The sequence below is a fragment of the Kocuria palustris genome, assembly GCF_016907795.1.
Taxonomy (GTDB): domain Bacteria; phylum Actinomycetota; class Actinomycetes; order Actinomycetales; family Micrococcaceae; genus Kocuria; species Kocuria palustris.
This window is the reverse complement of sequence record NZ_JAFBCR010000001.1, coordinates 2501105-2513971: the sequence shown is the minus strand read 5'-3', so window position 1 is coordinate 2513971 and position 12867 is coordinate 2501105. Positions and strand designations below refer to the sequence as shown.

11 protein-coding genes, 1 pseudogene and 1 other annotated feature are annotated in these 12867 nt (G+C 69.3%); of the genes and pseudogenes, 8 read left to right on the top strand and 4 right to left on the bottom strand.

The annotated features are described in order from the left end of the window. Positions 1-469 precede the first annotated feature (469 nt). The 4 genes and pseudogenes from JOE55_RS11215 (at position 470) to JOE55_RS11195 (ending at position 4464) form a co-directional block, all read left to right on the top strand. Positions 470-1627 carry an IS30 family transposase gene (locus JOE55_RS11215; RefSeq protein ID WP_204781924.1) on the top strand — a complete coding sequence of 386 codons (1158 nt, stop codon included), beginning with the start codon at positions 470-472 and terminating at the stop codon, positions 1625-1627. 25 nt (positions 1628-1652) lie between these two features. Then, positions 1653-1760 (top strand) — a sequence feature (AL1L pseudoknot). Further along, positions 1653-2606, top strand: a pseudogene (locus JOE55_RS11205) (IS3 family transposase); the annotation flags it as partial. (Overlaps the previous feature by 108 nt.) A gap of 140 nt (positions 2607-2746) precedes the next feature. After that, a complete protein-coding gene (locus JOE55_RS11200) occupies positions 2747-3097 on the top strand; it encodes a hypothetical protein (RefSeq protein WP_204782954.1) in 351 nt (116 codons plus the stop codon). A 191-nt stretch (positions 3098-3288) separates the two neighbouring features. Further along, on the top strand, positions 3289-4464 hold the full coding sequence (locus tag JOE55_RS11195) for a zinc-dependent alcohol dehydrogenase (RefSeq protein ID WP_204782953.1): 1176 nt from the start codon (positions 3289-3291) through the stop codon (positions 4462-4464). Positions 4465-4868: 404 nt separating this feature from the next. On the opposite strand, the gene JOE55_RS11190 is transcribed toward JOE55_RS11195, so the two are convergent. Then, positions 4869-5894 (bottom strand): IS1595 family transposase, encoded by a 1026-nt coding sequence (locus tag JOE55_RS11190; RefSeq protein ID WP_204782952.1) that lies wholly within the window; start codon positions 5892-5894, stop codon positions 4869-4871. A 429-nt stretch (positions 5895-6323) separates the two neighbouring features. Here JOE55_RS11190 and JOE55_RS11185 point away from each other — a divergent pair, with 429 nt between their 5' ends. Beyond that, positions 6324-6545 (top strand): hypothetical protein, encoded by a 222-nt coding sequence (locus JOE55_RS11185; protein ID WP_204782951.1) that lies wholly within the window; start codon positions 6324-6326, stop codon positions 6543-6545. 195 nt (positions 6546-6740) lie between these two features. On the opposite strand, the gene JOE55_RS11180 is transcribed toward JOE55_RS11185, so the two are convergent. Further along, positions 6741-7244, bottom strand: a complete 504-nt coding sequence (locus tag JOE55_RS11180; protein ID WP_204782950.1) for an FBP domain-containing protein — start codon at positions 7242-7244, stop codon at positions 6741-6743. Positions 7245-7362: 118 nt separating this feature from the next. On the opposite strand from JOE55_RS11180, the gene JOE55_RS11175 reads away from it, so the two are divergent. Then, positions 7363-8709: a CoA transferase gene (locus JOE55_RS11175; protein WP_204782949.1), complete on the top strand. Its 1347-nt coding sequence runs from the start codon at positions 7363-7365 to the stop codon at positions 8707-8709. Positions 8710-8724: 15 nt separating this feature from the next. Here the strand turns inward: JOE55_RS11175 and JOE55_RS13210 are convergent, their stop codons facing one another. Further along, on the bottom strand, positions 8725-9303 hold the full coding sequence (locus JOE55_RS13210) for a GntR family transcriptional regulator (protein WP_280613915.1): 579 nt from the start codon (positions 9301-9303) through the stop codon (positions 8725-8727). Positions 9304-9327: 24 nt separating this feature from the next. On the opposite strand from JOE55_RS13210, the gene JOE55_RS11165 reads away from it, so the two are divergent. Both JOE55_RS11165 and JOE55_RS11160 read left to right on the top strand, forming a co-directional pair. After that, positions 9328-10593, top strand: a complete 1266-nt coding sequence (locus tag JOE55_RS11165) for an MFS transporter (protein WP_338125477.1) — start codon at positions 9328-9330, stop codon at positions 10591-10593. A 1-nt stretch (position 10594) separates the two neighbouring features. Then, positions 10595-11818 carry an alpha-hydroxy acid oxidase gene (locus tag JOE55_RS11160; protein WP_024290854.1) on the top strand — a complete coding sequence of 408 codons (1224 nt, stop codon included), beginning with the start codon at positions 10595-10597 and terminating at the stop codon, positions 11816-11818. Between the two features lie 78 nt (positions 11819-11896). Here the strand turns inward: JOE55_RS11160 and JOE55_RS11155 are convergent, their stop codons facing one another. After that, entirely contained in the window at positions 11897-12862 is a 966-nt protein-coding gene (locus JOE55_RS11155) for an ABC transporter ATP-binding protein (protein ID WP_024290855.1), read from the bottom strand. Between the last annotated feature and the right edge of the window lie 5 nt (positions 12863-12867).

Here is a 12867-nt window from a genome sequence, read left to right as displayed (position 1 = left end):
CCACCGAGGTGCCCGCCGCCGCTGCGGCGACAGGCGCCACGGGCAGGTGGGCCGTGGAGGACCGGGCCATGCTCCGACCGATCGGTGGAACGCGTTGAAGCGTCCTGGGTTTGGTTCCGATCCAACTGAAGGAGAATCGGAACATGCCCAAGAAGTTCAGTCCCGAGCTGCGTGAGCGTGCTGTGAGGATGGTCCTGGAGCGCCAGGCCGCTGAGGGCGGGCCTCGCTCGCACTCGATCCGGGTGATCGGCCCGCAGGTCGGTGTCGGAGAGGAGACACTGCGGATGTGGTGCAACCGCCACGGCCACGAGATCGCACCCGCCGCGGCAGGCGAGACCCCGGAGCAGGAGATCCGCCGCCTGCGACGCGAACTGGCCGAGGCCAGACGCGCTAACGAGATGGCGGATTCAAGCGGTCAGCGCAACATCTCCTGTGAGATGGGACAGTCACTGATCACAGGAGGATCCGGATGCAGGGCAAGCACGGTCATCTCAGCCGGGAGCAGAAGCAGCTGGCGCTCAGGCTGCACGCGAGGGGCTGGCGGCTGGTCGATATCGCCAAGGAGATCAGCTGCAGCGCGCCGCTGGTCGGCATCATGGCCCGCGCCGGCAGGCACCTTGACGCCAGGCCGTTCGGGTGGGAGCCACGTCAGGGCTGTCTGACGATCGACGAGCGCGAGCAGATCCTGCTCGGGATCAATCGCGGCGATACCTTCACCGCGATCGCCGAGCAGCTGGGGCGTGCGGTGTCGACCGTCAGCCGTGAGGTGAAGCGCGGTGGGGGTCGCTGCGGCTACTCGGCGTGGCGTGGTCATGAACGTGCCCGCGAGCAGGCGCGTCGACCGAAGCCGTTCAAGCTTGCGTCGGGCCGGCTGCTCGAGGAGGTCGCCAGCCGGCTGGAGCAACTGTGGTCACCTGAGGAGATCGCAGCGCGCCTACGGTTGGATCACGCCGACGACCCGGAGATGCGCGTGAGCCACGAGACGATCTACCAGTCGCTGTTCGTGCAGGGCCGAGGCGAACTGCGCCGTGAGCTGGCGCGGTGCCTGCGGTCCGGAAGAGCGGCCCGCAAGCCCCGCGGAACCACGGACGGTCGCGGCCGCATCCCCGGCATGATCATGCTCAGCAAGCGCCCCGCAGAAGCCGACGACCGCGCCGTGCCAGGCCACTGGGAAGGAGATCTCATCCTCGGCGAGGGCAGCCGCAGCGCCATCGGCACGCTCGTTGAGCGCTCGACGCGAATGACACTGCTGCTGCACCTGCCCGACGGCAAGAGCGCCGAGCAGGTCGAGGCCGCGATGCGCGCCGCAATCAGCAAGCTGCCGTCCTCGTTGATTCGAACGATCACCTGGGACCAAGGCGCGGAGATGTCCAAGCACGCCGCGTTCACCATCGCCACAGGAATCCCGATCTACTTCTGCGATCCCCACTCGCCCTGGCAGCGGGGGAGCAACGAGAACACCAACGGCCTGCTGCGCCAGTACCTGCCCAAAGGCACCGACCTGAGCGTCGTCAGCCGCGAGGAGTTGGACGCGATCCAGGACAGCCTCAACGGACGCCCCCGCAAGACGCTGGGCTATCTGACACCATCAGAGAAGCTCGCAGAGTTCCTTGCGCCCACCGCTTGAATCCGCCGATCCTCAAAGCCGCCTCAGCTTTTTTCGCCGCGGAACTCGACCGCCCCACGACGAGATGATCGCGTTCATCGCCAAGCATCGCGATCGCTTCGGGGTCGAGGCCATCTGCCGCACGCTGGCTGCGACAGACTGTGGGTTCATCACCTCCCGCGCCTACCGGGCCTCTAAGACCAGGCCTGCCTCGACTCGAGCCGTGCGTGACGAGATCCTGGTGGAGGAGCTCCAGCGGATCCACGCGGAGAACTACTCGGTCTACGGGGTGCGGAAGATGTGACACGCGATGCGCCACGCCGGGTGGAGCATCGGCCGCGATCAGGTCGCCCGCCTGATGAAACGGGCGGGGCTGCACGGCGCGCGGCGGGGCCGCAAGCCCGTGACCACCCGCCCCGCACACCAGGCGGATCATCGTCCAGATCTCGTCGAGCGCCAGTTCACCGCGGACGGCCCCAACCGCCTCTGGGTCGCAGACATCACCTACGTCCGGATTCTGGCCGGGTTCTGCTACCTCGCGTTCATCACCGACGTGTTCACCCGCCGAATCGTCGGCTGGGCGGTCTCGACCAGTCTGCACACTGACGCGTTGCCCTTACTGGCTCTCGAGCAGGCCCTCGCGGTCACCGGTGCTTCCCGCAGCCACGGCGGGCTGATCCACCACTCCGATCGCGGTTCTCAGTACGTGTCGTTGGCCTACACCGACGCGCTCGTGACCGCGGGAGTGACCGCGTCGGTCGGCACCGTCGGAGACTCCTACGACAACGCTCTCGCAGAGACCGTCAACGGGCTCTACAAGACCGAGCTGATCTACTCCCGGCCCGTCTGGGAGACGGCCAGCACGGTCGAACTCGCCACGATGGGCTGGGTCAACTGGTGGAACACCCAGCGCCTTCACGAGGCCCTCGACTACCGCACCCCCGCAGACATCGAGGCCGCCTACACTCACCCCACGACGACCGCACCCGCGACCGTCTGACCACGGAACGAAACCCAGGACGCTTCAACCGGGCCGTGGGGCAGACCCCGGTCCCGGGCCGGACCGAGTACCTGGCCACGGAGATCCTTGCCTGGGACGAAGCCTAGGCCGTCACCAAACCCTTCGCCGCGATCGGGGCGGTGCTGTTCGAACACTCCGAGGGCGTGATCACGGCCATCGATGGTGAGGACGATCGGGATGAGTACGAGATCGACCTCGTGGTCGGTAATGAGGTCGTCGAGACCAACGTGTTAGAGGACAGCACTGTCCGTGAGGAAGGCCGGGCCAGTAGCGATGAAGATGCCGTCCGGGAAGCGCAGCAGGCTCAGGTAAGCACCGAGGACGCCACCCGCACCGCCGTGGAGGGCCGCGACGGTCAAGTCCTGGACGAGGCCGAGTTGGACGAAGACGATGGCTCCTTGCACTGGGAGATCGAGCTTGACCAGGCCGAGGGCGGCGATGCCAATATCGACGAGACCATTCCGGGCTGAGCTGCCTAGTCCTGGGACGCGCGCAGCTGTCTCAGCCCAACCCAGACCAGCCCCTGGGGCTTGCGCACCGAGGAGATTGATCCGTCCGGCTCCAGCCTCCGGTCAGCGGCGGGCGCGGTTGTAGGATCGATGTGACTGATCAAATCAGCAGGCTGTCGTCCCGGTCGGGGCGGCGCTGAGAAGGAGGACCCATGAAGGCTCTGACATGGCAGGGGAAGCGCTCGGTGAGCGTGGAGGACGTCCCAGATCCGCGCATCCAGGAACCCACGGACGCGATCGTGCGCATCACCTCGTCCGCGATCTGCGGTTCGGACCTGCACCTGTACGAGGTGCTCACCCCGTTCATGGACAAGGGCGACATCATCGGCCACGAGCCCATGGGCATCGTGGAGGAGGTCGGCTCGGCCGTCACCCACATCAAGACCGGGGACCGGGTGGTGATCCCGTTCAACGTCTCCTGCGGCCACTGCTTCATGTGTACCCAGGGCCTGCAGTCCCAGTGCGAGGTCACCCAGGTGCGGGAGTACAACAACAATGCCCAGTTCCTGGGCTACTCCCGCCTCTACGGTTCGGTGCCCGGCGGGCAGGCCGAGTACCTGCGCGTGCCACACGCCGACTACGGGCCCATCAAGGTCCCGCACACCGGGGAGGACGAACGCTACCTGTTCCTCTCCGACGTGGTGCCCACCGCCTGGCAGGCCGTGAAGTACGCCGCGCCCCCGCAGGGCGGATCCCTGGCGGTGTTGGGCCTGGGCCCGGTCGGGCAGATGTCCGCCCGGATCGGCCGCCACCTGGGCTATGAGGTATTCGCGGTGGACCCGGTCCCCGAACGCCGGGCCATGGCCGAACGCCACGGCGTCCATACCCTGGACTCCGCCGAGGGCGTGGCTGAGCAGCTCAAGGACCTCACCGGCGGGCGCGGGCCGAACTCCGTGGTGGACGCGGTCGGGATGGAGGCCCACGGCTCCCCGGTGGCCGGGTTGGCCCACCAGGCGGTGGGGGCATTGCCGTCCGCGCTCGGACGGAAGGCGATGGAGACGGCCGGGGTGGACCGGCTCGATGCGCTGTACACCGCCATCGAGGCCGTCCGACGCGGCGGGACGATCTCGATCAGCGGGGTGTACGGCGGCATGAAGGACCCCCTGCCGCTGATGACGATGTTCGACAAGCAGCTCCAGCTGCGCATGGGCCAATGCAACGTGCGCCGGTGGACCGAGGACCTGATGCCGCTGGTTGATGACCCCTCGGACCCGCTGGGCGTGCTGGACCTCACCACGCACACCGCCCCCCTGGACCAGGCACCACAGATGTACGAGAAGTTCCAGAAGAAGGAAGACGGCTGCATCAAGGTTGTCCTCAAGCCCTGACTCCTACGCCCGTGTCACCGTCCGGCCCCGTCGGGACCGGACCGTGCCACAGGCGACGATCCAACCGCGCATCGCACCGGCACCAACAGCGCCACGCGTCAGGGGATTCAGGAGGCGACGGCACCGTCAGAAGGCATCCGCATGCCGCTCCAGCTGACTCAACAACCGTTCGTTTGATGCGAGGCGCGACCTGGGCAGAGGCCGTCCCCCAGTGCAACGATGCAGCTCTTGACCGGATCGAAGTAGCCTGCCCTGGGGCGGCATGAGCCGCCCTGGGACCGGGTGGAGAATCGGGGGTCCGAGGCCGCCGCGAGCGGCCCATGAGACCGTCACCGGTTTCCTGGACCCGTTCTTTACTTTGATTGGGTCTCCATCTTAGTGCCGTAGCGCGGCGAACATGCTGATCACTCCCGCCAGGGCAAGCCCGTCGGACCGAGAGCGAGACTGGGCGGACGGCCACGCTCCTGACCGGGCGGAGGCGGGGCAGGTCGTGTCATCCCTGCCTTGCGGAGGTCCGCGTACCGCACCGGCTCGCCGGCAACGGCCTGGCTCAACAGTCGGTAGAACAACAACCCGCGGCTGCGCGAGTTGCGCCGGTTGAACCGGAAGACCCACTCGTCGAGGTAGGCCTGCACGTGAGCCGGGCGCACGGCACCGTGGTGCGTTCCCATCAGCCACCGCTTGGCCATCCCGAAGACCGCGTGCACCGCAGGCAGGACCTCGTGGGCCTGCAGGCCCGATGCCGACACCGAGATCGGCTCGTGGTGGTACAGCCCCCGCGTCGCGGGCGGGTACGACGACCATCCGTCCGTGTGCACGGTGGCGCTGGGGGCGACATGGTCAGTCAGGAACCGGCGCAATGCGCCAGTGTCGGCCGAGTCGATGACGGCCAGCCGTGCACGGCCGAACCCATCACCCTCGCGCTCGACGGCACCGGCGATGAGGGTCTTGCCCAGCGCCCCGCGTCCCCGCACTCCGGGCTGGGGTCCGCCGAGGAAGGCTTCGTCCACCTCGACATCGCCGGTCAGCCGCTCGCGGCCGGGCCGCACCATCACCGAGCGGTAGCGGTGCAGCATCGTCCACGCGGTCTGATACGAGCCCAGCTGCATCTGCTCCTGGATCTCCACAGCCGAGACGCCGGTGCGAGAGCTGCACAACCGCCACGCGGTATCGAACCACACGGTCAGCGGTGTACGCGTGCGATGGAAGATCGTGCCCGCAGTCGCGGAGAACCTCCCGGCGCAGCCGGCACATCGCCACCGGCCGTCCGGGCCCCGCCACCCCCGGGCCGTGGCGCACTTCGGGCAGACGAACCCATCGGGCCAGCGCAGCCAGTCAAGATAATCCGCGCACTGCCAGTCCTGGCCGAACCAGGCCAGGAACTCAGCGTACGAGGCGGGGAAGTCCTTCCCCGCGCGTGCAGCAGGCATGCCCCGAGTCTACGGCACTAAGATGGAGACCCAATCACTTGAAATCCACGCCGGGCATCTCGTGACAGGCCTGATCAGCGCGCAGCGCCGACCACTTCAACGCGACACCCAGGGCCCTACTCCTCGGCCACCCGAGCATCTGCGGCACGCGATTCGATCGTCGCTGGGCACGGATCGGCTGCTGCTCCGCCATTTGGCTCGGCACGAGCCCGGCGAACTCGTCGGTATCTGAGAGAGGCCCTCCGAGCTGAGGAATCGGACAGCTTCGCGCGAATCCCGGCCCGCGTCCTCATGGTCGTGCCGCAGGCCACAGCACTGCGCCTCCGACAGATCGTGCGAGAACGCACGACATCGGGACTGCCGCACGATCAGGTGAAAGTTTGACCTGACCTATGGCTCGGTTTCCAGTTGACGTCGCAGTACCCCTGGATGTTCGCGCTTGACCACGACGACCGAGCTCGATGCGCTCAGGGTCTGATCGACGCCGCGCGAGCCTCCTTCTCCCCCTCGCAGCCGCACCTGGCGATCGGCAAGCTCACCTCGTGGCGCGAGACCGCTGAAGCCATCGCCGCGGGGCTGGGAGAGGAGGTCGTCGAGTGGCTTGACTCTGACGACGAGGACGGCGCGACCTTCATCGTCGAGCGGCCCTGAGCAGTGGGCAGGCACACCTCGGTACCGCAACCGACCAAGAAGTCCGAGTACACCCTGAGGTCCGGATCCTCGTCCGCGATGAAGATATTGCGCAGTTCTGGTTCTGCGTCGACGGGATGACCGTCCATCTCGAACAGGTCCATACGGCCTATCCGATGCAGACCCTGTATCCCGTTCCGGGAGTCGCCTGGGGAATCACGTCCCCAGGCTCTGCGCTACCCTCTGCACCAGGCCCTGGGCGTTCTCCAGGGTGCGCTGCGAGCGCTCCTCCAGGGAAAGGGTCTCCTCCATCTGCCGCACGCCGTCGGGCTTGCGCCGGCCCACGGTGTAGTCGCTGCAGGCGAGGTCCGTGCAGATGTAGGTGCCCACGCTGCTGTACCGGTCCTTGGCCGACTTCGAGCGCTGGATCGAGAACATGGATACCCCGGTGGAGGTGTGCAGGGTCAGGCACAGCTGGCACATCCGCGCCCCGCCGTTGCCCTTCAGCGTCGACTTCTCCATCACCAGCCCGCGCAGGCCGTCGTCGGTCTCGACCACCAGGTAAGCGGCCTTGGGCGACTTGGGATCGGTCCAGCCCAGGATGATCTGGGCGTCCCAGTCGATCTGGTCCAGGTCCTTCGGCACCGCCAGGCGCTGCGCGGCTCCCTTGGAGCAGTTCAGGAAGCTCTTGCGGATCTCGGACTCGGAGTGTGCGTGCACGGGGGTCGGCTCTCTGCGGAAGGAGGGACGGGTGCTCGGAGCACCCGCAGGGCGGCGGCGAACGTATCACAGCCCCTGCAGTTGTGACCGGGAGCACAGCGGACGATAGATTGCGCCCATGGCCGCCGTACCGCCGCTGTTCAGCGATCTCGCCGCCGCCGTCGACCTCGACCCGTCCCAGGCGGCCCCCATCCGCGGTCCGCGCCTGTGGTGGTGCGGACCCCTGGACGTGGAGGGCCTGGCCCTGGGCTCGGCACAGGCCGCCGCCACGGGACTGTCGCATCTCACCGGGCGGGACTTCTCGGTGGATGCCGAGACAGTGGCCGCCTCCTTCGCCTCGATCTCCCACCTGCGCGTCAACGGCCGTCGTCCGCAGACCGCGGGAGCGCTGTCCGGATTCCATGCCACCGCCGACGGCTGGGTGCGCCTGCACGGCAACTACCCGCACCACGCCCGCGCCATCGAACGCGCCCTCGGCGCCTCGGATCCGCAGCGCCTGACGGAGGTGCTGAGCCGTCGTCAGGCTCTGGAGGTCGAGCAGCGCGTGCGCGACGCCGGCGGGGTGGCCGCCGCCGTGCGCACCCCTGAAGCCTGGGCGCGCAGCGCACCGGGACGGGCCGCCGCGCAGGGCCCGTGGCTGCGCTTCCAGTCCTCCGGCATCCCGGTGCGCCGCTGGGCTCCGCCCGAGGACGGCGGCGACGCTCCCCTGAGGGGTCTGCGCGTCCTGGACCTCACCCGCGTGATCGCCGGCCCCAGCGCCTCCCGGCTGCTGGGCGCCCTGGGGGCGGATGTGCTGCGAGTGGACCCGCCGTCGATCCCCGAGCTGCGCGGGCAGCACCTGGACACGGGCTTCCACAAGCGCAGCGTCGTGCTCGATCTGCGCAATCGGCGCGGGCTGCAGACCCTGCAGCGCCTGCTCGACGACGCCCACGTCCTGCTGCTCGGCTACCGCGGCGGGGCGCTGTCCCGCTTCGGCGTGGAGGACGACCAGCCCGTGATCGAGCGCCCCGGGCTGCGCGTGGTCCGTCTGAGCGCCTGGGGCTCGGCCGGTCCGTGGGCGGGCAGGCGCGGCTTCGACAGCATCGTCCAGGCAGCCTCCGGGGTCGCCCACCTCTACCGCTGCCCCGACGGCGCACCCGGTGCCCTGCCCGTTCAGGCGCTGGACCACGCCACCGGCATGGGCGTGGTGGCCGCCGTGGGGGCCCTGCTGGCCTCGGATCACGCCGACGTCGCCCACCTGTCCCTGGCCCGCACCGCCGCACTGCTGCTGGAGCACCCGCAGACCACGGGGCCGCCGCGGCACACGCGCGTGCAGCTGCGCAGCATGCGCACCGAGGAGCACGGCCACCTCCAGTTCGTGCCGCCGGCGCTGCTGCTCGACGACCGCGGGGTGGAGTACACGCAGGGGCCGGGTCGATACGGCGGGTCCGAGGCCTGGTTCCTGGACCGGCCACCGGGTTCCTGACGGCAGCGAGTCCGCTCAGCCCATCGTCGTGCCGGGTTCGCCCAGTCCCGATCCCAGGGATTCGCGGATCGAGTCCATGTGCGTGCGCATGGCCGCCTCGGCGCGCTCGGGGTCTGCGGCGGTGATCGCCGCCAGGATCTCGCGATGCTCCCGCAGCTCGATCTCCTCGCTGAGGTGCCAGCGCAGCTGCGGCAGGACGTGGTGCGCCCGCACCATCTCGTGATGCAGGCCCTCGAGGATGCCGGACAGTCGATGGCTGCCGGAGGCCTGGGCGATGCTCGCGTGGAAGTCCCGGGCGCGCAGCGTCCGCTCGAGCGGCTCGAGTCCCAGCGCATCGCGCTGAGCCTCCCACCGCCGCGTGAGGTCCTCGACCTGCTCGGGATCCGCCCAGCGCGCGCAGCGGGCGGCTGCTCGGGATTCCAGGAGGGTGCGCAGCTCCAGGACCTCACCGAGATCCGTCAGCTCCATGCCCCGGATGCGGTAGCCCTTCTTGGGCAGCACCTCCACCAGGCCCTCGGCGACCAGCAGCTGCAGGGCCTCGCGCACCGGCGTCTTGGAGGCGCCGAAGCGCTGGGCCAGCTCGGGCTCGATCACGCGCTCCCCGGGGCCCGCCGCGCCGTGTTCGCCGCCGTCACCGGCACCCTGATCGAGTGGTACGACTACGCCCTCTACGGCGCGGCCGCAGGGCTGGTGATCGCTCCGCTGTTCTTCGCCGGCACGGACACCGGCGCCACCATGGCCGCCTTCCTGACCTTCGCCGTCGGGTTCATCGCACGCCCTGTGGGCGGACTGGTGATCGGGCATATCGGCGATGCCATGGGACGGCGTCCGGCCATGCTCATCACGATCATCCTCATGGGCATCGCGACCGTCAGCATCGGCGCGCTGCCGACTGCCCAGGCGATCGGCGCCCTGGCCCCCGTCCTGCTGGTGCTGCTGCGCCTGATCCAGGGCATGGGCGCCGGTGCCGAGCTGGCGGGTGCCATGACGATCGTCGCCGAGTTCGCACCGCCGAAGCGCAAGGGGCTCTACACCTCTCTCGTGCTGTCCACTCCCCCGGCCGGCATCGCCCTGGCCACCGCCGCCTTCCTGGCCGCAGCCAGCCTGGGCGATCAGGCCCTGCTCGGCTGGGCCTGGCGGCTGCCCTTCCTGGTCTCGGCCGTGCTGTTCCTGCTGGCGATCTTCATCCGCCGCAACCTGGAGGAGACCCCGGAGTACCGCGCCGCCGTTGAGGACGCGGAGCAGGGGCGCACCAAGCTGCCCGTCATGGAACTGCTGCGCCGCAGCCCGCGCGAGCTGCTCATCGGCTTCCTGGCCATGACCGGGCACAACTGCCTCAACTACGCCATGGCCGTGTTCGCCATCTCCCTGATGACCTCCCCGCAGGTGGGCCTGGAGCGCACCCCGGCACTGCTGGCAGTGACGCTCGGCAGCCTCGTCGGCGTCGTGGCCACGCCGTTCGGAGGCGCGGCCACCGACCGCTTCGGCGCCGCCAGGATCCTCGGACTCGGCTGCGCCATCGGCGCCGCCTACGCCTTCCCCCTGCTGCTCGGGCTCTCCAGCGGCAGCGCCGTCGTGGCCGCCGTGGCCATCGCCGGCGGCTACGGACTGGTCATCGCCCTCACCTCAGGCTCCCAAGGCGCCTTCCTGGCGCAGCTGTTCCCCGCCGCCGAGCGCTACAGCGGGATCGCGATCGCCCGAGAGGTCAACGGCGCGATCGTGGCCGGGCTGACGCCTGCAGCGCTCGTGTGGATCATCGACCTGGCCGGCGGACGCGTGCTGGCCGGTGCCGTCGCCGTCAGCGCCGCCTGCCTCATCTCGCTGCTCGCGGTGATCCTCGGATCCCGCCTCTCCCCCGACCCCCAGACCACAGGAGCCCACTGACATGAACCGCACCCGCCTCTCCCGCCAGGTCCCGCGCTGGTCCGAGCTGCGACCGCTGCTGTCCTTCGAGCGCCCCGGCCTGCCGGATCGGGCGCACCGGCTGCAGCGCGCCGCCGACATCGGCGACCTCCGGCGCATCGCACAGCGCCGTACGCCCAAGGCGGCCTTCGACTACGTCGACGGCGCCGCCCTGTCCGAGCAGACCGCCCGCGGGTCCCGCCGGGCCTTCGACGCGGTCGAGCTGACCCCACGGGTCCTGCGCGGGATCGGCGAGGTGGACCTGCGGGTGCGCATCGCCGGCGGTGAGTCGGCCCTGCCCGTGGGCATCGCGCCCACCGGCTTCACCCGCTTCATGCACAGCGAGGGCGAGGACGCCGGGGCGGCCGCCGCGAGGCGCTTCGACATCCCGTTCAGCCTCTCGACCATGGGCACCCGCTCGGTGGAGCAGGTCGCCGAGGTCTCCGGCGAGGGACGGCGCTGGTTCCAGCTCTACCTCTGGAAGGACCGCCGCGCCTCCGAGGAGCTGGTGCGCCGCGCCTGGGAGACCGGCTACGACACCCTGCTGGTCACTGCCGACACCCCCGTGGCCGGACTCCGCCTGCGCGACACCCGCAACGGCATGACCATCCCGCCCAAGCTGCGCCTGTCCACCGTGCTGGATGCCTCCTACCGCCCGGAATGGTGGCTGAACTTCTTGAGCACGGACCCCCTGAGCTTCGCCTCGCTCTCCGGCAGCGGCGCCTCCCTTCCCGAGGTCATCAACTCGATGTTCGAGCCGACCCTGGACTTCGAGGACCTCGAGTGGATCCGCTCGGTCTGGCCGGGGAAGCTCTTCCTCAAGGGCGTGCTCGGCGTCGAGGACGCCCAGCGGGCCGTGGCCGCCGGCGCCGACGGCGTCGTGGTCTCCAGCCACGGCGGCCGCCAGCTCGACCGCGTGGTCCAGCCGCTGCGTGCGCTGCCGCGCATCCGCGAGGCCCTCGGCCCGGACGCAGAGGTCATCTACGACTCGGGCATCCTCTCCGGCACGGACGCGATCATCGCCCTGGCCCTGGGGGCGGACTTCACGCTGATCGGCCGCGCCTATCTCTATGGGCTCATGGCCGGCGGGCAGGAGGGCGTGGAGCGCGCGCTCGAGCTGCTAGAGCAGGAGATGCGCGTGACCATGCACCTGCTGGGGGTGGCCACGGTCGACGAGCTGCACCCGGGTCTCATCACAGGGGCCTGAGGCTCGACCTCAGGAGACGATGAAGGGGGCCGGTCGGATGACCGGCCCCCTTCAGTGCGCCTGCACGACCCTCGTTCCTCACAGGCCCTTGGTCCGGCGCACCTTCGAGGGGTCGTCCAGATCTGCGGGGTCGTCGAGCTCGGGGTCGTACTCGGGCACGTAGGCCTCCCCGCGCTCGGCGGCCTCCTCGGCCGCCTTCTCCCGGTCCACGCGCTTCCAGTGCAGGCGGCGCTCCACGCGTTCGTTCTGCTCCCGCTGGACCTCCTCGACGGGGCGATCGCGCAGCATGGCCACTGCGCCCACGGAGGAGCCGTCGTACACGACCTTCCCGTGCTCGAGCACGATGCCGCGCTCGCAGATGTCCATGATGAGATCCAGGTCGTGGGAGACCACCACCAGGGTCTTGCCGCGGCGGACCAGATCCTTGATGCGGCGGATGCACTTCTTCTGGAACGGCTCATCGCCCACGGAGAGGATCTCGTCGACCAGGAAGACCTCCGGGTCGGTGTGGATCGCCACCGCGAAGGCCAGGCGCAGGTACATACCCGAGGAGTAGAACTTCACCTGCGTGTCGATGAACTCCCCGATCTCGGAGAAGGCCACGATCTCGTCGAACTTGGCGTCGATCTCCTCCTTGTCCATACCCAGGATCGCGCCGTTGAGATAGACGTTGTCGCGCCCCGACAGATCCGGGTGGAATCCGGCGCCGACCTCGATCAGGCCGGCCACCTTGCGACGGGTGCCCACGCTGCCGGAATCGGGGTGCATGACCCCGGAGATCATCTTCAGCGACGTCGACTTGCCCGAGCCGTTGAAGCCCAGCAGCGCCACGGTCTCACCGTCGTGGATGTCGAAGGTGATGTCGTCGAGGGCCTTGAACTTGTCCGAGAGGTCGTTCTTGCGCCCGCGCAGGATCCACAGCACGGCTTCCTTGATGGAGCGCGTGTGGCGCAGGGTGAACCACTTGACCACGTGATCCACGCGGATGGCCACGGAGTCCTCGGTGAAGACGGCACCGGGCTTCTTGAAGGGAAGAGCGGTCATGGGGA

Bases quoted from the DNA above. Each gene is read 5' to 3' on its own strand.
- JOE55_RS11215 (WP_204781924.1), top strand. From the start codon at position 470: ATGCAGGGCAAGCACGGTCATCTCAGCCGGGAGCAGAAGCAGCTGGCG.
- JOE55_RS11160 (WP_024290854.1), top strand. From the start codon at position 10,595: ATGAACCGCACCCGCCTCTCCCGCCAGGTCCCGCGCTGGTCCGAGCTG.
- JOE55_RS11185 (WP_204782951.1), top strand. From the start codon at position 6,324: ATGTTCGCGCTTGACCACGACGACCGAGCTCGATGCGCTCAGGGTCTG.
- JOE55_RS11175 (WP_204782949.1), top strand. From the start codon at position 7,363: ATGGCCGCCGTACCGCCGCTGTTCAGCGATCTCGCCGCCGCCGTCGAC.
- JOE55_RS11195 (WP_204782953.1), top strand. From the start codon at position 3,289: ATGAAGGCTCTGACATGGCAGGGGAAGCGCTCGGTGAGCGTGGAGGAC.
- JOE55_RS11190 (WP_204782952.1), bottom strand. From the start codon at position 5,894: ATGCCTGCTGCACGCGCGGGGAAGGACTTCCCCGCCTCGTACGCTGAG.
- JOE55_RS11155 (WP_024290855.1), bottom strand. From the start codon at position 12,862: ATGACCGCTCTTCCCTTCAAGAAGCCCGGTGCCGTCTTCACCGAGGAC.